The 23685-nt window shown below is 62.1% G+C and carries 25 protein-coding genes and 1 pseudogene; 8 read left to right on the top strand and 18 right to left on the bottom strand.

The window, feature by feature from the left end:
• The first annotated feature begins 16 nt into the window (after positions 1–16).
• On the top strand, positions 17–292 hold the full coding sequence (locus tag ACNFBR_RS09705) for a DUF2790 domain-containing protein (RefSeq protein ID WP_416734718.1): 276 nt from the start codon (positions 17–19) through the stop codon (positions 290–292).
• A complete protein-coding gene (locus ACNFBR_RS09700) occupies positions 282–815 on the top strand; it encodes a thioredoxin family protein (RefSeq protein ID WP_416734717.1) in 534 nt (177 codons plus the stop codon). The genes ACNFBR_RS09705 and ACNFBR_RS09700 overlap by 11 nt, the downstream gene beginning before the upstream one ends.
• A gap of 17 nt (positions 816–832) precedes the next feature.
• Here the strand turns inward: ACNFBR_RS09700 and ACNFBR_RS09695 are convergent, their stop codons facing one another.
• Both ACNFBR_RS09695 and ACNFBR_RS09690 read right to left on the bottom strand, forming a co-directional pair.
• Positions 833–1597, bottom strand: coding sequence for a hypothetical protein (locus ACNFBR_RS09695; protein ID WP_416734716.1), 765 nt, complete (start codon positions 1595–1597; stop codon positions 833–835).
• A 64-nt stretch (positions 1598–1661) separates the two neighbouring features.
• Positions 1662–2939 carry a bifunctional O-acetylhomoserine aminocarboxypropyltransferase/cysteine synthase gene (locus ACNFBR_RS09690; RefSeq protein ID WP_416734715.1) on the bottom strand — a complete coding sequence of 426 codons (1278 nt, stop codon included), beginning with the start codon at positions 2937–2939 and terminating at the stop codon, positions 1662–1664.
• Between the two features lie 200 nt (positions 2940–3139).
• Between ACNFBR_RS09690 and ACNFBR_RS09685 the strand changes: the two genes are divergently transcribed.
• Positions 3140–3304, top strand: a complete 165-nt coding sequence (locus ACNFBR_RS09685; RefSeq protein ID WP_177410275.1) for a hypothetical protein — start codon at positions 3140–3142, stop codon at positions 3302–3304.
• Positions 3305–3325: 21 nt separating this feature from the next.
• On the opposite strand, the gene ACNFBR_RS09680 is transcribed toward ACNFBR_RS09685, so the two are convergent.
• The 3 genes from ACNFBR_RS09680 to ACNFBR_RS09670 form a co-directional block, all read right to left on the bottom strand.
• Positions 3326–4414, bottom strand: a complete 1089-nt coding sequence (locus tag ACNFBR_RS09680) for a hypothetical protein (protein ID WP_416734714.1) — start codon at positions 4412–4414, stop codon at positions 3326–3328.
• 74 nt (positions 4415–4488) lie between these two features.
• The gene (locus tag ACNFBR_RS09675; RefSeq protein WP_416734713.1) at positions 4489–5496 is read right to left on the bottom strand and encodes a 5'-nucleotidase; all 1008 of its coding nucleotides are present in this window, start codon (positions 5494–5496) and stop codon (positions 4489–4491) included.
• Between the two features lie 59 nt (positions 5497–5555).
• Complete coding sequence (locus ACNFBR_RS09670) at positions 5556–5801, bottom strand: hypothetical protein (RefSeq protein ID WP_416734712.1); 246 nt, start codon at positions 5799–5801, stop codon at positions 5556–5558.
• A gap of 404 nt (positions 5802–6205) precedes the next feature.
• Here ACNFBR_RS09670 and ACNFBR_RS09665 point away from each other — a divergent pair, with 404 nt between their 5' ends.
• Entirely contained in the window at positions 6206–6688 is a 483-nt protein-coding gene (locus ACNFBR_RS09665) for a hypothetical protein (protein ID WP_416734711.1), read from the top strand.
• A 159-nt stretch (positions 6689–6847) separates the two neighbouring features.
• Here the strand turns inward: ACNFBR_RS09665 and ACNFBR_RS09660 are convergent, their stop codons facing one another.
• Together ACNFBR_RS09660 and ACNFBR_RS09655 are read right to left on the bottom strand one after the other, a co-directional pair.
• Positions 6848–7339 (bottom strand): DUF1543 domain-containing protein, encoded by a 492-nt coding sequence (locus ACNFBR_RS09660; protein ID WP_416734710.1) that lies wholly within the window; start codon positions 7337–7339, stop codon positions 6848–6850.
• Between the two features lie 37 nt (positions 7340–7376).
• Complete coding sequence (locus tag ACNFBR_RS09655; protein WP_416734709.1) at positions 7377–8267, bottom strand: LysR family transcriptional regulator; 891 nt, start codon at positions 8265–8267, stop codon at positions 7377–7379.
• Positions 8268–8361: 94 nt separating this feature from the next.
• Here ACNFBR_RS09655 and ACNFBR_RS09650 point away from each other — a divergent pair, with 94 nt between their 5' ends.
• Positions 8362–9537 carry an MFS transporter gene (locus ACNFBR_RS09650; protein WP_416734708.1) on the top strand — a complete coding sequence of 392 codons (1176 nt, stop codon included), beginning with the start codon at positions 8362–8364 and terminating at the stop codon, positions 9535–9537.
• A gap of 61 nt (positions 9538–9598) precedes the next feature.
• On the opposite strand, the gene ACNFBR_RS09645 is transcribed toward ACNFBR_RS09650, so the two are convergent.
• The 4 genes and pseudogenes from ACNFBR_RS09645 to ACNFBR_RS09630 form a co-directional block, all read right to left on the bottom strand.
• On the bottom strand, positions 9599–10159 hold the full coding sequence (locus tag ACNFBR_RS09645; protein WP_416734707.1) for a DUF6708 domain-containing protein: 561 nt from the start codon (positions 10157–10159) through the stop codon (positions 9599–9601).
• Positions 10160–10431: 272 nt separating this feature from the next.
• Positions 10432–13625 (bottom strand): annotated as a pseudogene (locus ACNFBR_RS09640) (T6SS effector BTH_I2691 family protein).
• A gap of 148 nt (positions 13626–13773) precedes the next feature.
• Positions 13774–14220 carry a GNAT family N-acetyltransferase gene (locus tag ACNFBR_RS09635; RefSeq protein WP_416734706.1) on the bottom strand — a complete coding sequence of 149 codons (447 nt, stop codon included), beginning with the start codon at positions 14218–14220 and terminating at the stop codon, positions 13774–13776.
• Between the two features lie 20 nt (positions 14221–14240).
• Positions 14241–14864 carry a glutathione S-transferase family protein gene (locus ACNFBR_RS09630; RefSeq protein ID WP_416734705.1) on the bottom strand — a complete coding sequence of 208 codons (624 nt, stop codon included), beginning with the start codon at positions 14862–14864 and terminating at the stop codon, positions 14241–14243.
• Positions 14865–15038: 174 nt separating this feature from the next.
• On the opposite strand from ACNFBR_RS09630, the gene ACNFBR_RS09625 reads away from it, so the two are divergent.
• Positions 15039–15761: a hypothetical protein gene (locus ACNFBR_RS09625; protein ID WP_416734704.1), complete on the top strand. Its 723-nt coding sequence runs from the start codon at positions 15039–15041 to the stop codon at positions 15759–15761.
• A gap of 99 nt (positions 15762–15860) precedes the next feature.
• Here the strand turns inward: ACNFBR_RS09625 and ACNFBR_RS09620 are convergent, their stop codons facing one another.
• A complete protein-coding gene (locus tag ACNFBR_RS09620) occupies positions 15861–16346 on the bottom strand; it encodes an REP-associated tyrosine transposase (protein WP_416734703.1) in 486 nt (161 codons plus the stop codon).
• A 225-nt stretch (positions 16347–16571) separates the two neighbouring features.
• Between ACNFBR_RS09620 and ACNFBR_RS09615 the strand changes: the two genes are divergently transcribed.
• Both ACNFBR_RS09615 and ACNFBR_RS09610 read left to right on the top strand, forming a co-directional pair.
• On the top strand, positions 16572–17492 hold the full coding sequence (locus ACNFBR_RS09615; RefSeq protein ID WP_416734702.1) for a LysR family transcriptional regulator: 921 nt from the start codon (positions 16572–16574) through the stop codon (positions 17490–17492).
• Between the two features lie 164 nt (positions 17493–17656).
• Positions 17657–18433 (top strand): SDR family oxidoreductase, encoded by a 777-nt coding sequence (locus ACNFBR_RS09610; RefSeq protein WP_416734701.1) that lies wholly within the window; start codon positions 17657–17659, stop codon positions 18431–18433.
• A 115-nt stretch (positions 18434–18548) separates the two neighbouring features.
• Here ACNFBR_RS09610 and ACNFBR_RS09605 read toward each other — a convergent pair whose 3' ends face one another.
• The 6 genes from ACNFBR_RS09605 to ACNFBR_RS09580 form a co-directional block, all read right to left on the bottom strand.
• Positions 18549–19484, bottom strand: coding sequence for a cyclase family protein (locus ACNFBR_RS09605; protein ID WP_416734700.1), 936 nt, complete (start codon positions 19482–19484; stop codon positions 18549–18551).
• Positions 19485–19582: 98 nt separating this feature from the next.
• On the bottom strand, positions 19583–20125 hold the full coding sequence (locus tag ACNFBR_RS09600) for a WYL domain-containing protein (RefSeq protein ID WP_416734699.1): 543 nt from the start codon (positions 20123–20125) through the stop codon (positions 19583–19585).
• A gap of 106 nt (positions 20126–20231) precedes the next feature.
• Entirely contained in the window at positions 20232–21218 is a 987-nt protein-coding gene (locus ACNFBR_RS09595) for an alcohol dehydrogenase catalytic domain-containing protein (RefSeq protein WP_416734698.1), read from the bottom strand.
• A gap of 229 nt (positions 21219–21447) precedes the next feature.
• Positions 21448–21855 (bottom strand): SRPBCC family protein, encoded by a 408-nt coding sequence (locus ACNFBR_RS09590; RefSeq protein ID WP_416734697.1) that lies wholly within the window; start codon positions 21853–21855, stop codon positions 21448–21450.
• Between the two features lie 21 nt (positions 21856–21876).
• Positions 21877–22674 (bottom strand): SDR family NAD(P)-dependent oxidoreductase, encoded by a 798-nt coding sequence (locus ACNFBR_RS09585; RefSeq protein ID WP_416734696.1) that lies wholly within the window; start codon positions 22672–22674, stop codon positions 21877–21879.
• Positions 22675–22760: 86 nt separating this feature from the next.
• Positions 22761–23672, bottom strand: coding sequence for a LysR family transcriptional regulator (locus tag ACNFBR_RS09580; protein ID WP_416734695.1), 912 nt, complete (start codon positions 23670–23672; stop codon positions 22761–22763).
• Positions 23673–23685 lie beyond the last annotated feature (13 nt).

The following is a 23685-nucleotide window of genomic DNA, read 5'->3' as shown; positions in this document are numbered from 1 at the left end:
ACTCAGGAGAGATGCCATGAACTTCAAGACTTTCGCCAGCGCCAGCCTGTTCGCCGTGCTTAGCTTTGGCGCCATCGGCGCCCAGGCCGCCGCTGCCCCGATGCACGATGGCGGGGCCATGCAGTACCGCTACGGCGAGCACCTGGATGTGAAGAAAGTGCTGTCGGTGCAGGATGATCAGAGCAACGCCTGTGGGCTGGTGAATACCCGCATGGACTACCTCGACTCCCATGGCCAGCCGCAGAGCGTGCAGTACCGCACCTACGCCACCGGCGGTTGCCATGACAATTGATCGCCGCTTGTTGAAGGTGGGCGGCATTGCCTTGGCGCTGACGGGGCTGGGCCTGGCCGGGCACCTGATGGCCCGCGACAGCTACGGCGCCATGCCGTCGCTGTCGGGCGCCAGCCAGTGGTTGAACTCGGCGCCACTGGATGCCCCGGGACTCAAGGGCAAGGTGGTGCTGGTGGACTTCTGGACCTGGGACTGCATCAACTGCCAGCGCAGCCTGCCGCATGTCAACGACTGGGCGCGGCGCTATGCCGACCAGGGGCTGGTAGTGGTGGGGGTGCACACACCGGAGTACGACTACGAGCATGACGTTGGCACCTTGCGGGACAAGCTGGCCAGGCTGGGGATTGGTTACCCGGTGGCGGTGGATAACGATTACAAGGTGTGGAATGCCTGGGGCAACCAGTTCTGGCCGGCGCACTACTTTGTCGACCGCAAGGGCCAGGTGCGCCATGTGCACTTTGGCGAAGGGGATTATGGCGCACAGGAGCAGGTGATTCAGGCTCTGCTCGATGAGCAGGGGTGATTGGCCTGCCTGGCCCGTCAGCGTCGCCGCAATACAGTGGCCAGCCCGACAGTGAGCAGCACGGCGCAGAGCATGGCCAGGCTGATCGTGATGGCCATGCCCCACGTTTCCAGCAGCCCTGCCAGCACCAGATAAAACGCAACCACGCCCACTGCGCCGATCGCATTGCCCCGCACCATCGCCGCCATCCCGGCACGCCCGCTCTGCACATGGGCGAACACCACCAGCGGCCAGGCAATGACCGGTATCGGCGCCAGCATGCCGCTGGTCGCCGGGCCCAGCCAGCTGGCCAGGCTGGTGATGACCATCAGCAGGCAAGTGGCGGACACCATGCGCAGGGGGATCTCCCAGTAGCGGTGCCGGGGGCGGGCCAGGGTATCCGGCGTGGGCTCGCGGCCGCTGGCGCCGATCAACACGGCGATCAGCGCCAGCGCCACGGTAATCGACAGGTACAGGCTGCCCCAGTGGGTAAATGCATAGGCGGCCAGGCCATAGCACAGCAACGCCAGCAGGATGGCCGCAGCGATGCCGAGACGGCGAGTGGCCAACAGATAGAAGGTATAGGTGGCCTGTACCGCTGCCAGGCCGCCCAGTGCACCGGGTATCGCCCCCAAGGCGAAGGCCGGGCCCTGTTCCAGGCAGAGGAAGGTGATCACCAGCGCCGAGGTGATCGGCAGGCCGGACAACAGCCCACCCAGCAGGCCGCCCCAGCGCCGCGCAGCCAGGGAGATGCCCCACATCAACAAGGGGGTGACCATCAGTTTCAGGTAGAGCAGGTTCATTGCGGGTGTATCCAGGCTAGGTGACGGTGCGCCCGCCGTTGGCATTGGGTGGGGCGCGGTTGAATCAGGCGCGGCTGGCCTCCAGGGCCTGGGCCAGGTCGGCGATGATGTCGTCGCTGTGCTCGATGCCGATCGACAGGCGCACCATGTCCCGTGGCACGCCGGCCTTTTCCAGTTCCTCGTCGTTGAGCTGGCGGTGGGTGGTGGAGGCGGGGTGGCAGGCCAGTGACTTGGCATCGCCGATGTTCACCAGGCGCACCACCAACTGCAACGCATCGATGAAGCGCGCGCCGGCAGCCTGGCCACCCTTGATGCCGAACGACAGGATCGACGCCGGCTTGCCGCCGGTGTAGCGCCGGGCCAGTTCATGCTCGGGGTGGTCGGGTAGCCCGGCGTACTTGACCCAGGCCACCTGTGGGTGGGCTTGCAGGTACTGGGCGACCTTCAGCGCATTCTCGGTGTGGCGCTCCATGCGCAGGGCCAGGGTTTCCAGGCCTTGCAGGATCAGGAAGGCGTTGAACGGCGACAGCGCGGCGCCCGTGTTGCGCAATGGCACCACGCGGCAGCGGCCGATGAAGGCGGCGGGGCCGAACGCTTCGGTGTAGGTGACGCCGTGGTAGGACGGGTCGGGGGTATTGAGCAGGGCGAAGCGTTCCTTGTTGTCGGCCCAGGGGAACGTGCCGGAGTCAATGACGATGCCGCCGATGCTGGTGCCGTGGCCGCCAATGTACTTGGTCAGCGAGTGCACGACGATGTCCGCGCCGTGCTCGAACGGCCGGCACAGCACCGGGGTGGCCACGGTGTTGTCGACGATCAGCGGCACACCATGACGGTGGGCGGCCTCGGCCAGCGCGGCGATATCGACGATATTGCCGGCGGGGTTGCCAATGGACTCGCAGAACACCGCCTTGGTGCGCGCGTCGATCAACGTTTCGAGGGCGGCGATGTCGTCATGGGCGGCGAAGCGGGTATGGATGCCCATGCGCGGCAGGGTGTGGGCTAGCAGGTTGTAGGTGCCGCCGTACAGCTTGGCCACCGAGACGATATTGTCGCCGGCCTCGGCGACGGTCTGGATGGCGTAGGTGATGGCCGCCATGCCCGAGGCCACCGCCAGCGCGCCCACCCCGCCTTCGAGGGCGGCCATGCGCTGCTCGAGCACATCGTTGGTGGGGTTCATGATGCGCGAGTAGATGTTGCCGGCCACCTTCAGGTCGAACAGGTCGGCGCCATGCTGGGTGTCGTCGAAGGCGAAGGAGGTGGTCTGGTAGATCGGTACGGCCACCGCCCGGGTGGTGGGGTCGGGGCTGAAGCCCGCATGGATGGCGAGTGTTTCCAGCTTCATGCAATCGTTCCTTGAGCGTGGGTGGAAGCGTTGGAGCATGCGGCGGCGGCAGGGCGTGGGTCAAGGATGTCGTGGTTGCGCCTGCGCCGACTGTAAAGATAGGCAAAGTTTCCCCGGGCCAGCATGCCGCCGCACTAGAATCCGCCCGCTGCCCAGCCGGCCAACGGCGGGCAGCGGATCTAGCCTTGTGGAGCGTTGCTATGAAGTCGAAACACCTTTTCCGCGCAGCCCTGGTGGCGGCGCTGGTATCCGCCTTGTCGGGTTGCTGGATGTTCATGCCGCCGGGTGGCGGCGGGGGGCATGGTGGTGGTGGCCACGGCGGTGGCGGTGGCTTTGGCGGCCATCAGGGCGGCGGCCCACGCTAAGTAGCCCCCTGCACGGAGCGGTCAGTTATTGCTATGCGCTGCCACCGCGTTGGCCAGCAGCTTGAAAACCGTCAGTGGGCTCATTTCAACGCGCTGGTCGGCTGGCTGCGCATACTGTGTTACCCACGCCTCGTCGGAGTGGCTGTACACCGAGCTGGAGTCCATATCGTCCAGACTTACCCCAGGGGCGCTCCAGGACAGCATCAGGGCAAGCAGCAGGTGCTCGCGCAGCCCCGCGCGTGGTACGTGGTCGGCTGACTTGGCGAGCGCAGCGAACATCCTGTGCAGAAATGCCCCCAAGTGTTCGACTTCTTCGGGAGTAGCCCGTTCTGCACTGCCGCGATACAGCGCGATGTGGCAGAGCGACTTGTCGCTGACCGCTTCGGGTAGCGGTACCAGGATATCGGTTGGCATCTCCCTTATTTTGAAACTGAGCAAAGGGTCGAATCGATTGTCCCGGTCAGGCGTACGGTGGTAATCGAAGTACTGAGGCTTGAAGCCATGTTCCCTGGCGGTGGTCAATGTGACGTCGATGATGAAACCCAGGCGCTGCAGACCCTCGAGCATGTAACGGATGCCTTCGTCGAGCACTTCGCGATAATTGCGGTTGCGCTCGCCTTGAGAGTCGAAAATGTGCCCTTCGATATCCCGCACATCAGCCAGCAGGCTGCGCAACACGTCACGCCGGCCTGCATAGAAATACTGCCAGGCGTGTTCCCAATGTACCTGTTCGATGTCCAGGGCAGGTTGAACCTGAGGGGGTAGAGCCGATTGCTTGGCCTGTAGCGCGTTGATCTGCTTCTTCAGTTCTTCAACCTCAGCAGTCAGTGCGCTTTCCCTGTTCGACAGGCCTTCACGCATGCCCAGGCGCAGTGTGTCGATACGCGTCTGCCCTGCCACTGCGTACTCGTAGCGCGCCACTGCTGGGCGATAGTCTCCCAGCACATGATCGCACCAGCGGGCGAAGGTAGCGTGCTCGCCATTTGCCTTGGGCAAGCGTTTGCTCAACTTGCGCAGTGTGCTGTCGTCAAATTCGTTGCAATCAAGCAAGACGTCGTAGCGTTTCAGGATGCTCAACTGAACCTGTTGAACGAGGGCGTCGCGGTCCATGCCTAGGGCTCCGTGGCGGTTGAGAGGGCTGCGCAGCGCAGCGCAGGCAGTCTACGTTGCCGGTCAACTGATGGCTACTGGCTATCTTGCTGAAGGTGTTCAGCTTGCAAGGTTTCGGCAGGCAGGCTGAGTGCGTGGGAAAGCTGCAGCGTAGCGTTCTTGTTCGCCACCCCGAACGGCACATGCACCATCGGCAGATTCCCCGCTGGCGATTGCAAATGCGTGCGCTGGTCGTCAAAGAACACATGCGGTTTGAGGATCGACAGCACCCTGGGTTTTTCCATGCCACCGAGAAAGAAGCACTCATCTGGCGACACGCCCCAATCCTTCAAGGTCGTCACCACCCGTTCATGGGAAGGCGCATTGCGCGCCGTGACGATGGCAATGCGCAAAATCCGCTTGTACGTCGGGTCGTTGGCCAGCTTGCGATCTTCGAGCATGCGTATCGACGAAAGCTTGCGGTACAAGTCCGCCAACGGCCCAGGCGAATGCGGGGTGCCCTTGTGCACGCGCTCGTGTTCCTGAAAGTCGTCCAGGTTGTCGTTGCGCTTGTACACGCTCTCTGCCTCGTCGTCGGCAATGACGCCATCGAAGTCGAAGGCCACCCGCAGCTCAGTGTCGATTTCATCATCGTAGATGCGCGTAGGCAGCACGCGTCCGGCCGGGTAGTTGGCGTCGATGGCCTTTTGTACGTCCTCTTCGTTGGCGCTGAGAAACAGTGAAGCATTGAACGCTGGGATGTACTCATAGGGCGAGCGGCCCGACATGAACGCCGCACGGGTGATGTCCAGTTGGTAGTGGTTGATCGAGCGAAATACCCGCAGGCCGGTTTCTGGCGAGTTACGTGAGAGCAGCACCACTTCCACTGGCAATTGGTCGGGGAAGGCCTGATTGATGCTGAGGAAGCGGCGAATGAACGGGAACGCCACACCCCTGGGAAAGGGCTCGTCCAGGTTTTGCTCCTGGTGCTGGCGGTAGGCTTCGACACCTTGGGTCTTGTAGATGTCGTCCGAAACGGTGAGGTCGAACAGTGCACTCGAGGCAACGCCGATGACCAGTTTCTCTTCAATGGGGTAGGGCATGAAGCTGCTCCTGCAAGTGGCCAGACGGCAAGTGTACGCGTACGTTGCGACGAAAGCCCTCAGGCCTCCGGCGCCAGCCCGAGCAGCACTTGAATTTGATGCTGCAACTGGCTCACATGCTCGCGCTCCGTGCGCAGGGCTGCCTGCAACGTGCTGTTCTCCTGCCTGTGCAGACGGGCGGTGTGCTCCAGTTCGCGATCGCTTTGCAGCAGGTTCCACATCTCGCCTTGGCGGGCGAATTGCAAACACACCAGCAGCAAGGTGATACCGCAGACACCCAGCAGGGAGATTCCGATGGCTTCCATGTAACGTTTCCTTGGGAGTGGCAATCAGCCGGTAAGCGAAACGATATGTCTATTATCAATACATGTCGATATTGGAGACTTGTACAGGTAAATGAATGGTGCAGGTCCAGCGAGACTTGCTCACCCGCGGATGATGCAGTGACAAGGCCATTTGATATCACGCGGCGCGCGCGATGCCACGATGGCTATGGCTTTGCTTGCAATCGGCGGGCTGTGGGCGGCCGATAAGTGCCACCGCTCTGATGTGTCTGGCTACTTTACACATCTGGCGGGCGTTGCTTGGCGGCTCAGGCCAGCTTTATCGCATAGCGGACTAATCACTCAATTCTCTGACTCATCAGTGGAACCGGTGATGCCATTTTGATAGCTTCCCTCCCTTTGCCGCAGTATCCGGATAGGGATTGATGAACCAGCCACACCAACACAGCACTTTGACTCCGCCCGGCAAGGATACGGACAGGGTGATCGAGAATACCCTTCAGGCAGACGCTTCGACTCAGCAGGCCACCGAGCACGATGCGCTGCAGGCCAGTATCGATGCGCTGAACAAGAAGCTGGTGGCAAGTACCCTGGCCCGGGTACAGAAGGAAGGGGCGATCCGCAAGAGCCTTGAGCAACACCAGCAGCAACTGGCCGCCAGCAATCTGGCTCGGGAAGGCCTGTCCAGCACGGTGACCACGGCGCTGAAGAAACTCGCACTGGCCACCAGCGCCCAGGCAGATCGTGTGGACAGCGTGGAGTCACGGTTGGCCAGCCTGGCTGAGCGTCCCTGCGAGTGCGGGGCGCAGTCAGCGACCGGTTGGCCAGCGTATCTGGAACGGCATGCGGTTTCGTTGGTAGCCCTGGCCGTGGCGGTCTTCACCCTCGGGCTGCACGTGCTCGGATGAGGATTGTAGGAGCAGCTTTGCGCTGCGAAGAGGCCGGCATGAGCGACACAAATGCATGCGCTGTGCCGGCCTCTTCGCAGCACAAGGCTGCTCCTACAGGAGCGTGAGTATCAGCGCCGCAGTGCCGCCGCCGCGTAACCTGGCCGCTCGGCATCGGCGTCAGATCAGGATGTAGTCGCTGCGTACCAGCACCGGCTCATGGGCGCCTTCGACCAGGTGCACGAACTGCCCACCCACCTGGTCGATGGCCAGGCAGTCGTCGACATCGAGCAAGGCATCGGTATGCGGCTTGAGCCAGTGCGCCTGCATGCGCTGCTTGCCCAGGGCCTTGGCTTCGGCCTTGGTGTGGGCAGCAACCAGCAGGTAGCGGTGCGCTTCACCGAACACATTGGGTTCGTAACCGCCGAGGTTGATGAAATACAGGCGCAGAGCGCCGCGGGTGGGTGCGTCCGGGCGCAGTTCGATGCGCTGGCCGTCTACGCCGTGCACCTCCAACCACGAGTCGATGTGCAAGCCTTGCGGGCTGCCGAACCAGGCCTGGCGCAGCTGTGGGTAGGCTTGTTCGAAGGTGTCGGCCTGGGCGAACACCACGTCGTGGACTTCAATTTTGGCGTCGGGGTGGCGGCCGCCGAGCATGACGACGTAAAGCATGGGCGGTCCTTTGCAGGGTTGATCTAAGCGTGCGGTATTAGGGCAGGTGCTCTACCAGAAAGTCCACAAAAACCCGCACCCGCGCGGGCATCGCCGGGCCACCGACGAATACGGCATGGATCGGTTCGCGGTCGTCAGGGTTGAACGCCTCCAGCAGCGGTACAAGCCGCCCGCTGGCCAGGTCATCGACCACGGTAAAGGTGCCGATTCGCGCTATGCCAGCACCCAGCCTGGCCAGTTGCGCCAACGCTTCGCCGCTGCTGCATTCGATATTCCCCGCCACCTTCAATGAGAAGGTTTGCCCGTCGCGGCGAAACGGCCAGTCGGGCGTGGCGCGGCGGAAGTTGAAACGCAGGCAGTTGTGCCGGGCCAGGTCTTCGGGTTCAAGCGGGGTCCCGCAGCGCTGCAGGTATTCAGGCGAGGCGACTACCACCTGACCGGTTTCGCCAATGGCACGGGCGCTCAACGAGCTGTCCGGCAGTTGCCCGAAGCGCAGCGCCACGTCGGCCTGGCCGCCGAGAATATCGGCCACTTCGTCACTGAGGGCCAGGTCGACCAGCACCTGCGGGTAGCGCGCGCTAAAGGCTGCCAGCAGCGGCACGACGGTCAGCCGGGCGTGGCCCAGCGCTGCGCTGACCCGCAAGCGCCCGCGTGGCACGCCTTGGTCGGTGATGGCTTCTTCGATTTCCAGCATGTCTGCCAGTACCCGCCGTGCACCGCGCAGGTATGCCTCACCTTCGGGTGTGAGAGTGAGCGCCCGGGTGGTACGCAGCAACAGGCGGGTGCCCAGGCGCTGTTCGGTGCGGGCGAGGATGCGGCTGACCGCCGAGGGCGTCAGGCCCAGGGCACGGGCGGCAGCGGACAAGCTGCCCTCGTGCGCCACCCTGGCAAAAATCTCCATCTCTCCTGATCTGCCACTGAAGTCCATTTGTGCCTCACAAGCAAAAGAGGTTCGCAAAAATACAGTCTAGTGTGCTTTGGCAATGGATCGTAGCATTTGCGGCATAGATAAGGAGCTTGCCATGCGTATCAATCCACCTCTAGTCGCACTCGCCATCGGTGCCTTCGGCATCGGTGTCACCGAGTTCGCCCCCATGGGCATGTTGCCCAGTATCGCCACCGACCTTGGCGTTTCCATTCCTGCTGCCGGGCTGTTGGTCAGTGCCTATGCCATCGGCGTGCTGATCGGCGCGCCGCTGATGACACTGGCCACGGTGAAGATCCCGCGCCGTTACCTGTTGATCGGTCTGATGGCCATTTTCACCCTGGGTAACCTGATGTCGGCCCTGGCCAGCGACTACACCAGCCTGCTGGTGGCCCGTGTGGTCACCTCGCTCAACCACGGCGCTTTCTTTGGCATCGGCTCGATCGTCGCGGCCAGTGTGGTGCCGCCCGAAAAGCGTGCTGGGGCTGTTGCTGCAATGTTCATGGGTTTGACCCTGGCCACCATTGGCGGGGTGCCGTTGGCTACCTGGTTTGGTGAAATGCTGGGTTGGCGCACGGCGTTCTGGGGTATTGCCGGGCTTGGCCTGGTGGCGATGACCACACTCTGGTACGCGTTGCCCAATGTGGCGTCGCCCAAGGGCGAAGGGGCCATGGCCGAAATCCGTGTGCTGGGCCGCGGGCCGGTGCTGGCGGCGCTGCTGCTGACCGTGGTGGGTTCCAGTGCGATGTTCACGGTGTTCACCTACATTGCGCCGATCCTGCAGAGCGAGGCGGCGGCGTCCACCACCTTCGTGACGGCCATGCTGGTGCTGTTCGGGGTCGGCCTGACCTTGGGCAACGTATGGGGCGGCAAGGCGGCGGACCGCTCGATCGATCGCACCCTGATCCTGTCGTTGGCCGTGCTGATTGCCGTGCTGCTGGTGTTCCCGCTGGTACTGGACTGGCCGCTGCCGACGGCCCTGGCGATCCTGGTCTGGGGCGCGGCGAGCTTTGCCCTGGTGCCGCCACTGCAGATGCGGGTGATGGAAGCGGCCAAGGATGCGCCCAACCTGGCCTCGGCGGTGAACATTGGCGCGTTCAACCTGGGTAATGCGATTGGCGCGGCACTGGGTGGCGCGGTGATCAATGCAGGGCTGGGTTACCCGGCGATTGCCCTGGCGGGCGCAGCGATGGCGGTGCTGGGGTTGGTGATGGTGCTGCTGTTTGCCTGGCGTGGGCGGGTGGTGGCTGCTGGGGAGCAGGTTGCGGTTTAACTAACCGAGATCGCCTGGGGCGGATAGCGCCCCAGGCGCTGCCAAAATGCTTACCGAATAGTTAGCACCTTGTGCTAGTACTTCGGCAAACTTCTTCCGTAGCCGGTGCGCTGCGCGACTCAAGGTCGATTTCCGCTGGCCATGCAACCTTCGGCGCTAGGCAATGCATATGGCTCAGGCCATCATCATCGTTCCAGTCACGGGGTGGGTGGACGAACTTCGGCAGGGCTTCGGCGCCTTGTTGCATGAACAACCGAGCGATGGCCCAGTAGGTCTCGCCGTGGTAGAGGTCATGGGTGAAGAACACACGGTCGATGACTTCGTCGGTTTCGGGGTTGCGAACCGACAGCATGACGTTTTCGATCAGACCACCGTGACCAGGGGCATAGACGCGGTAGACCTCGGCGGTTACGTCGTCCCAGTTGTAGGTGACGGGTTTGACGCCCCAGCGTTTGCTGCTGAAAATTAAGATGCGGTCGAACCTGTACTGGTAAAAATAAACTTTCCGACGTAAGCGATTGAAGCGAACCGGCTCATCTCTAGGTAGCACAGCGTCCAGTTTTAAGTAAGGGATCACAACCCATGCCACAACGGGGGGGCTGAGCAGCAAAGCTGTATTCATCAACCAATCACCTTGCCAGCCATTCGCAATGAAACTCCAATATAAAAATAGTGCCATTACAAAGCAAAACAGCAGGGTGATTCCCCCTATCAGCACGCCTATACCACGCAGGCTTACCGTACATCTTGATAACTCTAGGTAAACATCATCGAAGTGGTTGGGAGGGGGCTTTATACTCCCCGCGTCACACCTAAGAACCGGATCCCGATCCACTTCAGGCAGATCATGGCTCCAGCCTATTGCGCGCCTACACAGCACTTTGCTTTTGCACTTCATTCGCTCACCTCTAGAACGGAATTTTCTAGAAGAGCATTAGGTATGTCTCGATCAGGCCAGTACACCACGCGCAGTGTTGCTGCTATTATGCTATGTCTTCCAATGACCTGCATAAGTTCGATTACACCGCTATTTTCAAATTGGGAGATACTGCTATCGCCTGCATAGGCATGGTGCTTTTTTGCAGTATAAAATCGGGTGTGTAGTCTGGAAAACGTGCGGGCACATACCCAGAGAATTTCGCAGCTTGAGCCAGGGCTTTCAAATCCGTAGCGTTATGCTCGCCCGACGCAATCACTTCTCCGCCGTCAAAATCAGGAAATGACCCATCGCCATCGCGGTGTGCCGTCAAGCTCCAGAAGTATGCTGAGCGCGTCTCATTGTATCGAGGGAAAATTATTTGAAATTTTATTTTCCACTCTATAGTCAGGTTAATTAATCCTCCTAGTTTTGGTGTAGCTTGATTATTTGCCAAGGTTGATTCAAAATTTAGTTTTGCGTGAAGTCCCAGCGTGGCAGCATTGAGCTCAGCAAACGCTAGGTCTGCCCACTCAGGAGCACTCCAATGTATAGGCGGGGTTTCATTAGCTTTCCCAAAACAGCACCTTCTCGCCCAGCGCTCAAAACTACTAGACTCATTTTTCTCCGCACGTTTGCTTAGTGAATATGCAATGAGCGTCAAGATAATGGCCGTACCTAATGGTCCTATCAGATAAGGCTGTGCGACTGCCAGGGCAAACACTCCAGCGCCAGCGCCATAGAACAAGCCAGCCGCGGTATGTTGCCTGGTAGCTAAAACGTCGCCCGACGCAGAAGTACGTTTGGTTGCAGAAACCGCTTGCGCACCATCAAAAACGCCGGCCACAGCACTTAGCAAAGCACCAAACCTTATCAGTGTTTTTCCAGTGGCTACAGTGCTTGCTGCCCAAGGCGTCTTAATGAAGCCGGCACTGGATCTCATGAAGAGCCCGATCAGCTCAATGTGCCCACCCAATACCCCCAATAGCGATCCCTGTAATGCCAACTTGGCCTCATGCGCCTTCGGCCCAATCTCCGCTTCCGCTTTTTCCTGATTTCTGGTCAGGCTGTCATGCTGTAGATAGAGTCCACCTACCGCCAGCAGCAACTCCCAACTCCCCGCCACACCTCGCAAGCCGCCAAAGCCGGCCCGCACCAGCTTCGCCGCCTGCTGCGAAGTGATCCTCATCCCCTGCAACACCTTGCGTGCATTCGCCTCCAGCGTCCCCGCCGCCACCGAAATATCCACCAAGGCTATCTGTGCCGCGCTGCTGGCCTGAGTCACCTTCATATTGGCCTCTTCAAGCAACCGGCCACGCACCTCTTCAGCCGTGCCTTCGACCCACACCGTCACGCTGATCATGGTGTTGGTGAACCGTGGGTCGAGCACCGCCAGGCTCATCAACCCGTGCTGGATGATCGGCCGCACCTTGCGGAACGCCTTCATCGAGCCAAATTCGAAGTCATCGATGTTGCGATGCATCCGGTCCCGTGCCTCGGCGATGGAGGCATTGGCCTTGTGCTGCAACTCGCGCAAGTGGGCACTCTGCAAGGCGTAGTACTCGCCTAGCTTCATCTTCACTTCCAGCTCGATCAGGTGCACGCCGTTGTAGAGGAACTGCGTCGCGCTGTTCAGGTGCCGCACCGCGTTGTGAATGCCAGGTCGCAAGTTGGGCGCCAAGCGCTGGCTGGCCGTGTTGAGCGCGCTCTGCGTTTCGGCGATGGCCTGTTTGAGGGTGTTGCGCATGCGCAGGCCCGCGTCGTCGCTGGCGATGATCTTGCTCAGGATGCCGTACAGCTTGTCGCTGTCATTCCAGTTGATGGCTTCGGCAGTGGTAAAACTGGGCAGCAGCCCAGCCAGCAATGCGCGGTAAGGAGGACTGTCGGGATCCTGCAGCCATTTCAGCCAGAGCGTTTCGCTGGTGCCGGCCGCAGGCACCGTACCGGGCACCACAGCTTCAGTAACACCGCCGCCCAGGCACAACGCCATGGTCTTGGCATACGCCACGCCAGACTCACGATGATCACCGTCGTAATCGTACTGCTCGGCCACCTTGAACATGGGCGTGTCGAACAGTGCGGCATACGCACGGGCGTCCTTGTCGATGTAGCGCTGGAACTCGGCTTCCTGCTGGTCGTACTCTGCCTGGAACGCCGCCCGTTGCGGCTCGTGGTAGCGCTCTTCAAGCCTCTCGTCACTTTCCGACTGTGCACGTTCGACCAGGCGCTGACGCTCCACTGCCGGGTCGACAAAAACCGGTGGTCCATCGCCAGTCATCGGCTCTAGCGACGGTACTTTTTGCGCCGCCCACTCCCGGTGCGTGGCGCGGATGATCTGCAGAATCTGCGAAGTCTGCAGTTGATACGCCCGCATGGGCTCTTCGCGCCAGACCTGGCGCTTCACCACCCAGCTCAACCGCTGATGGTTGTACTCCTGAATCAAGCCAACGGTGTCGTCGAGCACCACCGCCAGCACGCCGTTCTCCAGCTTGTGCCGGTTCATCGCATTGACCAGATACCCCTTCAGGGCGAACCGGCGCAGCCAGCGGCTGTGGAAGCCATGTGCACTGTCGAACGGCGAAGACCCATGCTGGGCGTACTCGAACACCTCCTTGTCGATGCGCAGGTTGTCGGGCGTCATGGCGATGCCCAGCAATTCAGGGTTGTTGCGCGCCTGGATCAAATCCAGCCCTTCAAAACGCTGCGCAGGCGCCGTGCCCCGCTTGTAGGCATTCAACACCCGCACCGGCCAGGGGTCGCTGGAAAAGGCCAGCCAGGCGCTGCCATAGCGGTCGGTATCGATGTTCAGGAAAGATGAGGGAATGTCGTGGTTTTCATTCGCGCACTTTTCGGGCAGTGACGCGGGTGGGCCGTCTGAGGGTTCGTAGGGGTTGAAACGGCGCAGGTGGCCCTGCTCGCTGACCTCGTAGGCATGCCAGACCTGTTGATCCAGCAGCACGTACAGGTAGCCCATGCGCAAGGTGCGCAGGCCCATTTTCGTCGAGACATGCAGGCTACCCGCCACGGTGGTGACGCAACCTGGGCGCGCATCCGGCACCAGGGCGCGGCGCAGTGGCAGGATCGGCAGGCCTTGCCGTTCGCAGGACATGCACTGATCGTGCGGCAGCCCGGCTTCGGCGATCGCAATGGCGATACTTTGGCTGATTGTCAAAAGCGACCTCGCTTGGGAAGGAACCTTGATGGCCCCTGAACCCTAACGAGGAATCGCTTGCCGGAGGTTTAGTGGGTTTCCTAAAGGTTTGTAGGAAACGTCTTAAATGAGCTATTCGACGAAAACACAACTGTCGACTTGCAGGCTCTTAAGACATGCGCCGCTTCTCGAAGCGTACATCCCGCTCATCAACCGCCCCGGTACACACCCACCCCGACCGCCGATAGAAGTCGTTGGCACGGACAGCCTCATCGCCATCTGTGGTCAGGTGAATTACGTGATGTCGTTCGAACAGTGCCTTCTCGGCCTGTTGCAGCAACATCCGCCCCAGCCCCTTGCCTTCATGCCCTGGCCGCACGAACAGGGCGAACAGCTCGCCTTGCTCCCGGTCGACCATGGCAAACCCGACAGCTTCCTGCTGCCATTGGGCAATCCACACGCAGGGGCCGTTGCCGATGGCTTCGGCAAGTACCTGAGCGGTTATACCCAGCTCATGCAGTTGTTCGCGCGACAGGTGGTTCTGCGTCACGCTGGTACGGATGTCGAACAACACTTCGATGTCATCGGGTGTTGCCAGGCGTAAGGTTGCGACCATCGATAAACTTCCTTGCTGGGTTACGGCGTACCATTGCGGCCATGCAGGTGATAGGCCGGGCGCTCGCTCAGGCGTTCGTAGTAGTCGCGCACCGCTGGCAAGTGCGGGTGTTCGAATGGCGTTTCGAACCAGCGATTGACCGAGAGGCCGATAGGGATATCGGCCAGGGTGAACTGGCTGCCGGCCACATAGGCGCCGGTGCTGGCCAACTGGCGGTCGAGGATGTGCATGTAGCGCGACCATTCTGCGCAACCGGCCGCAAGCGCTTGCGGGTCCTGATGGGCGGGCGAATGCCTGACCAGCGACATGAATGCGTAGCTCCAGGAGCGGTTCAGGTCCGAGGCTTGCCAGTCGATCCACTGGTCGATCCTGGCCCGTGCCTGCGCCTCGCTTGGGTAGAACGCGGTGGCGCCGTAGCGGTTGGCCAGGTAGCGGATGATGCTGTTGGACTCCCACAGGGTGAAGTCGCCATCCTGCAGCACCGGAATCATGGCGTTGGGGTTCAGGGCAAGGAACTCGGCGCTGTCGGTGGGCTGGAAGCCCGCCCCCCAGTCCTCGCGCTCGAACGCGACCTCGAACTCGGCACAGGCCCACAAGACTTTTCGCACGTTGATGGAAGAGGCTCTGCCCAGTATCCGTAGCATGGTGTTCGTCCTTGTGTAGGGGACGTTGATCGTCCGCCACTGCCGAGGGCGGGTCAAGGGGCTGATCAGCGGCAGAGCCCTCTGGTCTCGCACCGCCAGGCTTGCCTGGGGGGCTTGAACTTGGCACCCTTGGGCGGTTTGAATCGTCTGTAACACGTCAGAAGGAAGTGTGCATTGAGCTGGGACAAGGTGGGGAAGCTTCTCGTCGCCGTGCTGATTGGCCTGATGGTCCTGTTGGCCGCCTACGCGTTGCTCAGGGGCAACCCGCGCCTGGAGGCGTCACTGACCTATGCCTACCTCACTTACCCCAGCCAGTTCAGCGAGCGTATCAGCAAGGCCAGCGAGCAGCTCAAGTACGAACAGTTGCAGGGGCGTATCAACAACATCGAGCAGGGCGAGCTGAGCCATGATCAGGTCGAGCGGTTGATCGAAATGGCCCAGGCGCCTTATGCCCAGTTGTTCGCCAAGCCATTCGAGGCGGGGCTGGTTGACCATCGTACAGGCTTGCTCATCGAGCTGCGCAACAGTGGTGACGCACAGGTGCGCCAGGTGAAGATCCGCCTGCCAGCCAAGGGCCTGGTGCAGGTGCGCGATGCTGCCGGCAACGACACGCTGCTGGAAACCGCCACCGCGCAGGTGGATATCCCGAGCATAGAGCCAGGCGGCACGTGCAAGGTGTGGGTGTATTTCGACGCGGACTATTCGCAGATCCGCCAGGGCGGGGTCAGCATCAGCCACGCCGACGGTGTAGCCAATGTGCAGGTGTACCATGAGGTGATCGGTTTTCCGGCCACGGTGGCTCGCTACAGCCGCGAGTTGATGGTGCTGCTGGGCGTGCTGGCGGTCTGCGTGCTGGGGCTGAGCTATGCCTGCCTGGCACGACGTAATCCGCGGTAAACGCCTCACCTGTAGGAGCAGCCTTGTGCTGCGAAGGGGCCGGTACGGACGATACATATGCTTCGCCTGGACCGGCCACTTCGCAGCACAAGGCTGCTCCTACAAGCAGTTGTGCAGGCTGCCAGAATCGGTGAGCCACACTGCGTCCCAGTGTGGGTAGTCGCCAATCTGTGCTACGAGGCCTGCTCGCAAAGGGTTGGCAATGAGGTATCGGGCCACCTTTCGCGTGTCGTCCTCCCTACGCAGTGCTCGGTCATGATAGCCGCGCTGCCAGACCTGACCTCGGCAAAGATTCGCTTTGCACAATGCCGTGCCTGAGCGCGATTTGAACTGCCGCATCAGGCTGCTCAAGGTGATGGCACGCAACTCTATCAACCAATGCAAGTGATCAGGCATCACCACCCAGGCAAGTGAGCGGCAGTCGCCGAGGCGTTCCGAGTGCCTCAACGCTCTGATGACCAGGCGTGCTGCGCGCAGCTCCTGAAACAGTGGTGTGCGTTGGTGGGTAACCGTGGTCAGCAAGTACAACCTGCCAGGCTCGGAAAAGCGCCCTCGACGTAAAAGGTTTGACTCGGCTCGTTCCATGTTCTGTTCCTCGCATCCCTCCGATGTGAAGACCAACAATAGAGGCCGCAACCGCTACTGGCGCTGGTAGATCATTACCCGGTTTTACAGCCATACGCTGCTCCTACATAAAAATGCGGGCATGTGTGTACCGCAATCAAAGGTTATTTGCTGCAAACTCAACGTTTCTGCGCTGATGACCCTCTATAGTGCTCGGCATTACAAGACCCATATCGAGCCTGCCTGATGATTCCCTCCCTGGACTCCATTTTTTCTCGCCTGCGCCTACGTCAGTTGCGCCTGCTGATCGAGCTGGACCGCTGTGGTTCGTTGCACAAGGCGGCCGAAGCCATGGCCATTTCCCAGCCCGGGGCGACCAAGGCTTTGCGCGAAGTGGAGGAAGTGCTGGGCGTACCGTTGTTCCAGCGGTTGCCCAGCGGCCTGGTGGCCAATGACGTGGGCCGTTGTGTGGTGCGCTATGCGCGACTGATCCACAGCGACCTGGGGCATTTGCGCGAAGAGGTGTTGGGCATCGTACAAGGCCAGGGTGGGCGGCTATCGGTGGGCAGCATCATGGGCGCCATGCCGACGCTGGTCCGCGCCCTGGGGCACCTGCGCCGCAAGCAGCCGCAGCTGGCAGTGGAGATTGCCGAGAACACCAGCGCCAACCTGCTCGCTCAACTGGACGAGGGCCGCCTCGACCTGGCCATCTGTCGACCGGGCCTGGGCCGCAACGCCGCGGAATATACCTTCGTAGAGCTGGCCCATGAGCCGCTGGCGGTGGTCGCGCACCCGCGGCACCCGCTGGCCGGGGCGACGGCGTTGGCGATCGGCGACCTGAGCCCATACCGTTGGGTTGTCTACCCGGCCAACATGCCCATGCGCCAGGCGCTGGAGCGCGAGTTGAGCGAGGCGGGGGTGGAGCTGCCGCGCTATCCGCTGGAAACCTATTCCACCTTCGCCATCTTCATGCTGCTGGAAGATGACCCGACGTTGGTGGCGGTCATTCCCCGCGCAGTGGCAGCCTTTGCCGAGCAGCGCGGGTTGCTGGTGTCGCTGGCCGTGCAGCTACGGGCGTTGAACGAGCCGTTCGGCATCGTGCACCGGGTTGCGGCGCCGCTCTCACCCGCGGCGCGATTGCTGGTAGAGCAATTGACGGCCGGCTGATGTGCGATGGCGTCCGCCCCCGTCGTTGAAACGCTGCCGGGGATAAGCGATGGTTATTGGTAGATCAGCTCTTTTCATTATCGGCAGCCCTGGCCTGCGTTCTAGATTGTTCCGCCACGGCCTGCCCGTAACCCTGTAACTGCATTACATCTAGGAGCAACCCAATGGATCTAGGTATCACCGGCCGCTGGGCCATCGTTTGCGCGGCCAGCCAGGGCCTGGGCAAAGGCTGCGCCGAGGCGCTGAGCAAAGATGGCGTCAACCTGGTCATCAATGCCCGCACCCAGGCCACCTTGGAGCAGACCGCCAGTGAGTTGCGCGCGGCGTATCCGGGTATCGAGGTGCGCACCGTGGTGGGTGATGTTGCCGATGCCGAGGTGCGCCAGGCGCTTTTGGCAGCCTGCCCGCAGGTCGACATCCTGGTCAACAATGCGGGTGGCCCACCGCCGGGGGACTTCCGTGACTGGGGACGTGAAGAATGGCTAAAGGCGTTGGACGCCAACATGCTCACCCCCATCGAACTGATCAAGGCGGTGGTGGATGGCATGGCCGAGCGCGGTTTCGGCCGGGTGGTGAATATCACCTCCGGCGCGGTAAAGGCGCCGATCGATATTTTGGGCCTGTCCAATGGCGCCCGCAGTGGCCTGACCGGCTTCATTGCCGGCCTGGCCCGGCAACAGCGCCTGGCGGGCCGCAACGTGACTCTGAACAACCTGTTGCCTGGAGCGTTCGATACGGCACGCTTGCAAAAGACCTTGACGGCGGCGGGTGGTGATGTGCAGGCCACTGCCCAAGCCCGGCGCAAGGCCATTCCAGCGGCGCGCTTTGGCGATGCCGGGGAGTTCGGCGCCTATTGCGCGTTTCTGTGCAGCGCGCATGCCGGGTACATCACCGGGCAGAATCTGCTGATCGATGGCGGGGCCTATCCGGGCACCTTCTGACGCCCCGAACGCTGTAGCGTGTAGGAGCAGCCTTGCGCTGCGAAGAGGGCGGTAGGCCTGGGCGCTGTCTGTCAGGCATACCGGCCTCTTCGCAGCGCAAGGCTGCTCCTACTGGTCAGTGAATTGCCACCGGGTTGATGTTTACCTGGGTCGAACCCTTGTACAGCGGCTGCCCGAGCACGAACAGGAATTCGAACGCCTTGTCTTTCACCAGCGCGCGCGTGTCGATCAGTTCGAGGTTGTAGATACCACGCTTGGCCAGCATGAACTGGTTGACCGGGAACTCTTCACCGGTCGGGTTAGGGTACACCTCGGAGGCCCAGGTATCGCCACCGAAGGCGACGATGCCCTGGTCCGCCAGCCATTGGGCAGCCGGCAGGTCGATGCCCGGTTCGGTGGCGAGGAACTGTTGGTTGTCCTTGCCGATCAGCTCCAGCCATCCGGTGTTGAACAGCACCACATCACCCTTGCGCAGGGTAATGCCTTGCTGGTTCAGTACCGCCTGGATGTCGGCAACGGTAAATGCGGTTCCGCCCGGTACGATGGCCTTGCCGTAGTAGGCCGTCATATCCAGCACCACGCCACGGGTGACCATTGGCGGGACTTTCTCCACGCCTAGCTTGGTCACGCCTTCGACGGTGACGAAATCGGCAGCCTTGTTGCCGTTGTAGTAGACGTTATCGATGCCGATGTGCCCGATGCCGTTGAGCTGGGTGCCAACGCCAGTCCAGCCGTTGACCAGCTCATCGTTGAAGCTGAACTTGTTGCGGCCCAGGGTCTGGCCAGCCTGTTCACCAGGTTGGATGTTGTACAGGTGGAAGCTGCGGTGGCGGAACGCTGGCAAGTCCTTGCTCACCGGTACTGCCAAGGGGTAGGTCTTGCCGGTCTTGACCAGACCGACTGCCTGTTTGACCACATCCGGGGTGAGCAGGTTGGCGGCGCCAATTTCATCCTGCTTGCCGTACGGCGAGTTCTGCCAGTCGGCGGCGAGGGCGGCCTGGGCAGTGGTCGCCAGGGCGACGGCCAGCAGCAGGGGCTTGAAGCGTTTCATCGTGTACTCCTGAAAGCGTTGCGTTGTCAGGAGCGAATTCTGCGCAGGGCCGGCACCGGGAAAAAGCGCTCGGCAGGACAATGACATTTGCCTGCTGATCAACAACCGCCGTCATGCAGCGCCAGGCTCTGGCGCAGTTGTTCCAGCATGGCCACGCGCAACGCCTGCGGGGCCTGCACGCAGATCGAACCGGCTTGGGAAAGCAGCCAACCCATCAGCGTACGGTTGTCGTCGACGGTGGCCGCCAGCGTGGCGCCGCCACTCGCTTGCGGCGTCAGTTGCATGTCTGGGGACAGGGGGGACGCTTCCAGCGAGCGAGCCAGTGTGTCGTCCACCCAGGCATGCAGTACAACCTGTGCCGGGGGCGTCAGTGCGTCAGGTTGCAACTGCTGCGCTTGGCCCAGGCTCAGGTTCGGTTGCCAGTACCAACCGTAAGGCATGCCTTTGCTGTTGCACTGCAGTGGGAACAACGCGGCGAGCTCGACCAGGTCGCGCTCGACGGTGCGCTTGCTAGTGGTATGGCCCACGGTTGTCAGGGCGGCCTGCAACTGAGTGGAGCTCATACCCGGGTGGCGGCCTGGCAGCAATTTGAGCAATTGCCACTGACGGGCGATGGTGTGGCGGGTAGGGTGGCTGGGCAAAGGGTTCGTCCTTGAAGGCAGGCACCGAGCCTGCCTGGGTAATGGCGTTTAGCTATTGCCCAGCATACCCTGTCGTAGAATGGGATCCAAGTTTCGCGGATGCCCTTCAACCCAGGCGGGCCACCCATTTGCCCGTGCCTTGGCCCTCTTTTAATTGCTGCAATGCCTCGGGCAACGTGGCGAAGGCAAACTCACGGCGTTGTGGCGCGATCAGGCTGCCATCGGCTATCGCCTGCAGCAATTGTTCACCGGCCACGCGCAGGGCCTGACGATCTGCCAAGCGGCCGTGGGCGTGAATGCTATTCAGCGCCACTTCATGCAGTGAAATGGCGGTGCTGAAGGCAGCGGTCGGCGCGCTTTCCTGGCGGTCCTGGATGCACACCAGGTGCCCGTTGTAGCCAAGCAGGTGGGCAAGGCCGCCTGCGTGGGCGCCGCTGACGGTATCGAACAACGCATGCAGCGGGCGCTCGCCCAGGGCAGCCTGCAGTTGCTGTTGCCAGCCGGTATCGCGGTAGTCGAACACGCCGCTCGCGCCAAGCGCCTTGAGTGTCGCGTGGTGGCGCTGCCCGGCAGTGGCCCAGACACGCAGGCCACGTTGCGCGGCCAGCTGTGCCAGGTAGAACCCCACTGCACCACCTGCACCGATCACCAGTACATCGCGGCTGGCGCCTGCGGGAATTTTGGCCAGGGCCTGCCAGGCCGTCAGGGCGGGGCAGGGCACAGCGGCCGCTGCGCTGTCGCTGAGTGCACTGGGGATGTGCATCACCAGGCTGGCATCGAGCAGGCAGTGCTCGGCAAAACTGCCGTCGCGGGCCAGCGCCTGGTGGTAGGCCACGCGGCTGCCCAGGGGCAGGTCGACGCCTGCGCCCGCAGCGACTACTACGCCTGCGCCATCCACGCCTGGGACGGTGCCTTGCTGCCAGGCTGGATGCCCCCACTCGCAGATTTTCCAGTCCACCGGGTTGAGGGCAATGGCGCGGTTGGCCACCAGCACGTCGCCGGGGCCGGGTTGCGGCAGAGGTTTGCGCAGCAGTTGCAGGCCGTTCAGGCCGGCGCTCGGGGTCCAGGCCCAGGCTTGATGATCGGTTGGCATGGTGCGGGTCCTTGTGAGACGGGTGTGGCTGGCAGGCTAGCGGAGATGGAGCGGGGGAAACAGGCAGGGGCAGGACAAGGTCTTTTGACTGTGGGGCAAAAGCCGTGCCTCGATTGCGCCACAGCCTGTAGGAGCAGCCTTGTGCTGCGAAGAGGCCATTACAGGTGAAGAAATCCTGTTGGGCTCTTCGCAGCACAAGGCTGCTCCTACAAGGGATGAAGTTGTCTGCTCAGCCCAGGGTTTTCGCCAAGGCTTGCAGGCCACCTTCATAGATACCTTTGAACAGCGCTTGGGCTTCGGCATCACTGACACCGGCCGGGGTGAACTCGCCGAACCACTCCACCACGCTGCCTTGGCCGTCGGCCTTGACCCGCAGGGTCGACAGGTAGTCGGTCACCGGAAACGGGCTGCTCAGGATCTTGTAGCTGTAGCTGCGTGCGTTGTCGTCGAAGGCTGTAAGGCGCTCGACGATGCTGTTGCCATCCGGGTCTTTCAGCGAGCGCACACGGCCACCCTCGCTGGAGATGCTTTCGGGGATGAACGGCAGCCAGTCCGGCAGGCTGTCGAAACCGCCGATCAATGCCCAGACGTGTTCGGGGCTGTGTTGGGTCTGCAGGGAAGCGTAGGCAGTTGTCATAAGGTAATGCTCCAGTTGATTTCAGATAGCAAGGCTGTCGACCACACCGCCGTCGACCCGCAGGGCCGCGCCGGTGGTGGCGGAGGAGTAAGGGGAGGCGAGGTACACCGCCAGGTGGGCGACCTCGTCGACATCGGCGGCGCGCTGAATGATCGAGCTCGGCCGTGCGGTACGTACGAAGTTGTCGGCCTCTTCACGAATGCTGCGCCCGGAGGCCTGGGCCGCATCGGCTACCAGCGCGGCCACGCCATCGGTCAGGGTCGGGCCGGGCAGAATCGAGTTCACGGTAACCCCGGTACCGGCCAGGCGCTTGGCCAGGCCATGGGAAACGGCCAAGTTGGCGGCCTTGGTAACGCCGTAGTTGATCATGTCGGCAGGGATGGCGATGCCCGATTCAGAGGAAACGAACAGGATCCGCCCCCAGCCTTTCTCGACCATCCCCGGTGCATAGTGGCGGGCCAGGCGCACGCCGCTCAACACGTTGGTGTCGTAGAAGCGCATCCACTCACTGTCGGCCACGTCGAAAAAGTCGACGTCGTCATAGATGCCCAGGTTGTTGACCAGGATGTCGGCCCGTGGGTGGGCGGCAATCAGAGTGTCTGCACCCGCGGCGGTGCCCAGGTCGGCGACAACGCCGTGGATCTGGCCTTGGCCGCCTTGTTGGCGCAGTTCGGCCAGGGCGGCATCCAGCGATTTCTGGCTGCGGCCGGCAATGACTACGTCGGCGTTGGCGCGGGCCAGGCCGCGGGCGATGGCTAGACCAATACCGCCGGTCGAGCCGCTGATGATGGCGGTGCGCCCGCCGAGGTCGATGTTCATGGAGTGGCTCCTGTGGGTGAGTTGTATCGATGAGAGCCATCCTAGTAAAGCGTGTTAAGACTGTAAAAGACGTAATTCGTCTGAGTTCAGACCTCTACTGACTTGTTCGCCAATGCCAGCACGCGTTCGCGGAAAATGCTCACGATCGGCCGCAGGTCGACCTGGTGCCAGGCGGCCCACAACTGCACGCTGGGTTGGAACCAGTCCAACTGACGCAAAACCACGGTCGGCCCGGCGCTGGCCGACAGGCTGCCTTGCACCATGGCCAGGCCCAGGCCCGCGGACACCAGGCCGAGCACGCTCAATGGGTCGGTCGCTTCAAGCGACAAGCGCGGGGTAAAACCGGCATCGCCGCAGCGGGCGATGAAGTCGTCGCGCTTGTTCACTTGGTCGGGCTGGCCCCCGGTGATGATCCACTCCTGCTCGTGCAGGTCGGCCGGGCATAGGTCGGCCTTGCTGGCCAAAGGGTGCGACGCCGGGATGGCCAGCAGCATTGGGTCATCCAGCACTGGCTGCGCACGCAAGTCGGGGTCGTTCTTCGGCGGCGGCTCGCACACCAGGGCAATGTCCAGGCTGCGCTGGCGCAAGCCTTCGAACTGCTCGCCGGGGGTCATGTTGTACAGCGCAATGTGAATGTTCGGGCGTTCGCCACGAATGGCCCGCACTGCGCCAGGCAGCACACCGGCATGGATGGCGTGGTTGACGTAGCCGATGCACAAGCCGCCTTCCTCGCCACGGCCCAGGCGCTTGCCCAGCGACTCCAGGCGCTCGGCATGCTTGAGCAGGCCACGCGCCTCGGCGAGGAAGGTGCGCCCGTCGTTGGTCAGGAACAGGCGCTGGTTGCGCCGTTCGAACAGGGCCAGGCCAAGGTTGTCCTCCAGCTGGGCGATTTGCCGGCTGAGGGGCGATTGGGAAATGTGCAACTGCTCGGCGGCTCGACCGACGTTCTCGCATTCGGCGACGGCCACGAAGTAGCGCAACTGACGTAGATCCTGCATGAGACCTCCAGGG

Source organism: Pseudomonas sp. NY11955, assembly GCF_048068035.1.
Taxonomy (GTDB): Bacteria; Pseudomonadota; Gammaproteobacteria; order Pseudomonadales; family Pseudomonadaceae; genus Aquipseudomonas.
Note: the sequence above shows the minus strand (reverse complement) of the source record. Positions and strands in the feature narration are given on the sequence as shown.

What these genes read in the sequence shown, in the direction of transcription:
- ACNFBR_RS09650 (WP_416734708.1), top strand. Translation starts at nt 8,362, where the DNA reads ATGCGTATCAATCCACCTCTAGTCGCACTCGCCATCGGTGCCTTCGGC.
- ACNFBR_RS09630 (WP_416734705.1), bottom strand. Translation starts at nt 14,864, where the DNA reads ATGCTACGGATACTGGGCAGAGCCTCTTCCATCAACGTGCGAAAAGTC.
- ACNFBR_RS09620 (WP_416734703.1), bottom strand. Translation starts at nt 16,346, where the DNA reads ATGGAACGAGCCGAGTCAAACCTTTTACGTCGAGGGCGCTTTTCCGAG.
- ACNFBR_RS09615 (WP_416734702.1), top strand. Translation starts at nt 16,572, where the DNA reads ATGATTCCCTCCCTGGACTCCATTTTTTCTCGCCTGCGCCTACGTCAG.
- ACNFBR_RS09635 (WP_416734706.1), bottom strand. Translation starts at nt 14,220, where the DNA reads ATGGTCGCAACCTTACGCCTGGCAACACCCGATGACATCGAAGTGTTG.
- ACNFBR_RS09580 (WP_416734695.1), bottom strand. Translation starts at nt 23,672, where the DNA reads ATGCAGGATCTACGTCAGTTGCGCTACTTCGTGGCCGTCGCCGAATGC.
- ACNFBR_RS09705 (WP_416734718.1), top strand. Translation starts at nt 17, where the DNA reads ATGAACTTCAAGACTTTCGCCAGCGCCAGCCTGTTCGCCGTGCTTAGC.
- ACNFBR_RS09670 (WP_416734712.1), bottom strand. Translation starts at nt 5,801, where the DNA reads ATGGAAGCCATCGGAATCTCCCTGCTGGGTGTCTGCGGTATCACCTTG.
- ACNFBR_RS09665 (WP_416734711.1), top strand. Translation starts at nt 6,206, where the DNA reads ATGAACCAGCCACACCAACACAGCACTTTGACTCCGCCCGGCAAGGAT.
- ACNFBR_RS09685 (WP_177410275.1), top strand. Translation starts at nt 3,140, where the DNA reads ATGAAGTCGAAACACCTTTTCCGCGCAGCCCTGGTGGCGGCGCTGGTA.
- ACNFBR_RS09610 (WP_416734701.1), top strand. Translation starts at nt 17,657, where the DNA reads ATGGATCTAGGTATCACCGGCCGCTGGGCCATCGTTTGCGCGGCCAGC.
- ACNFBR_RS09585 (WP_416734696.1), bottom strand. Translation starts at nt 22,674, where the DNA reads ATGAACATCGACCTCGGCGGGCGCACCGCCATCATCAGCGGCTCGACC.
- ACNFBR_RS09675 (WP_416734713.1), bottom strand. Translation starts at nt 5,496, where the DNA reads ATGCCCTACCCCATTGAAGAGAAACTGGTCATCGGCGTTGCCTCGAGT.
- ACNFBR_RS09590 (WP_416734697.1), bottom strand. Translation starts at nt 21,855, where the DNA reads ATGACAACTGCCTACGCTTCCCTGCAGACCCAACACAGCCCCGAACAC.
- ACNFBR_RS09690 (WP_416734715.1), bottom strand. Translation starts at nt 2,939, where the DNA reads ATGAAGCTGGAAACACTCGCCATCCATGCGGGCTTCAGCCCCGACCCC.
- ACNFBR_RS09605 (WP_416734700.1), bottom strand. Translation starts at nt 19,484, where the DNA reads ATGAAACGCTTCAAGCCCCTGCTGCTGGCCGTCGCCCTGGCGACCACT.
- ACNFBR_RS09680 (WP_416734714.1), bottom strand. Translation starts at nt 4,414, where the DNA reads ATGGACCGCGACGCCCTCGTTCAACAGGTTCAGTTGAGCATCCTGAAA.
- ACNFBR_RS09655 (WP_416734709.1), bottom strand. Translation starts at nt 8,267, where the DNA reads ATGGACTTCAGTGGCAGATCAGGAGAGATGGAGATTTTTGCCAGGGTG.
- ACNFBR_RS09595 (WP_416734698.1), bottom strand. Translation starts at nt 21,218, where the DNA reads ATGCCAACCGATCATCAAGCCTGGGCCTGGACCCCGAGCGCCGGCCTG.
- ACNFBR_RS09695 (WP_416734716.1), bottom strand. Translation starts at nt 1,597, where the DNA reads ATGAACCTGCTCTACCTGAAACTGATGGTCACCCCCTTGTTGATGTGG.
- ACNFBR_RS09700 (WP_416734717.1), top strand. Translation starts at nt 282, where the DNA reads ATGACAATTGATCGCCGCTTGTTGAAGGTGGGCGGCATTGCCTTGGCG.
- ACNFBR_RS09645 (WP_416734707.1), bottom strand. Translation starts at nt 10,159, where the DNA reads ATGAATACAGCTTTGCTGCTCAGCCCCCCCGTTGTGGCATGGGTTGTG.
- ACNFBR_RS09660 (WP_416734710.1), bottom strand. Translation starts at nt 7,339, where the DNA reads ATGCTTTACGTCGTCATGCTCGGCGGCCGCCACCCCGACGCCAAAATT.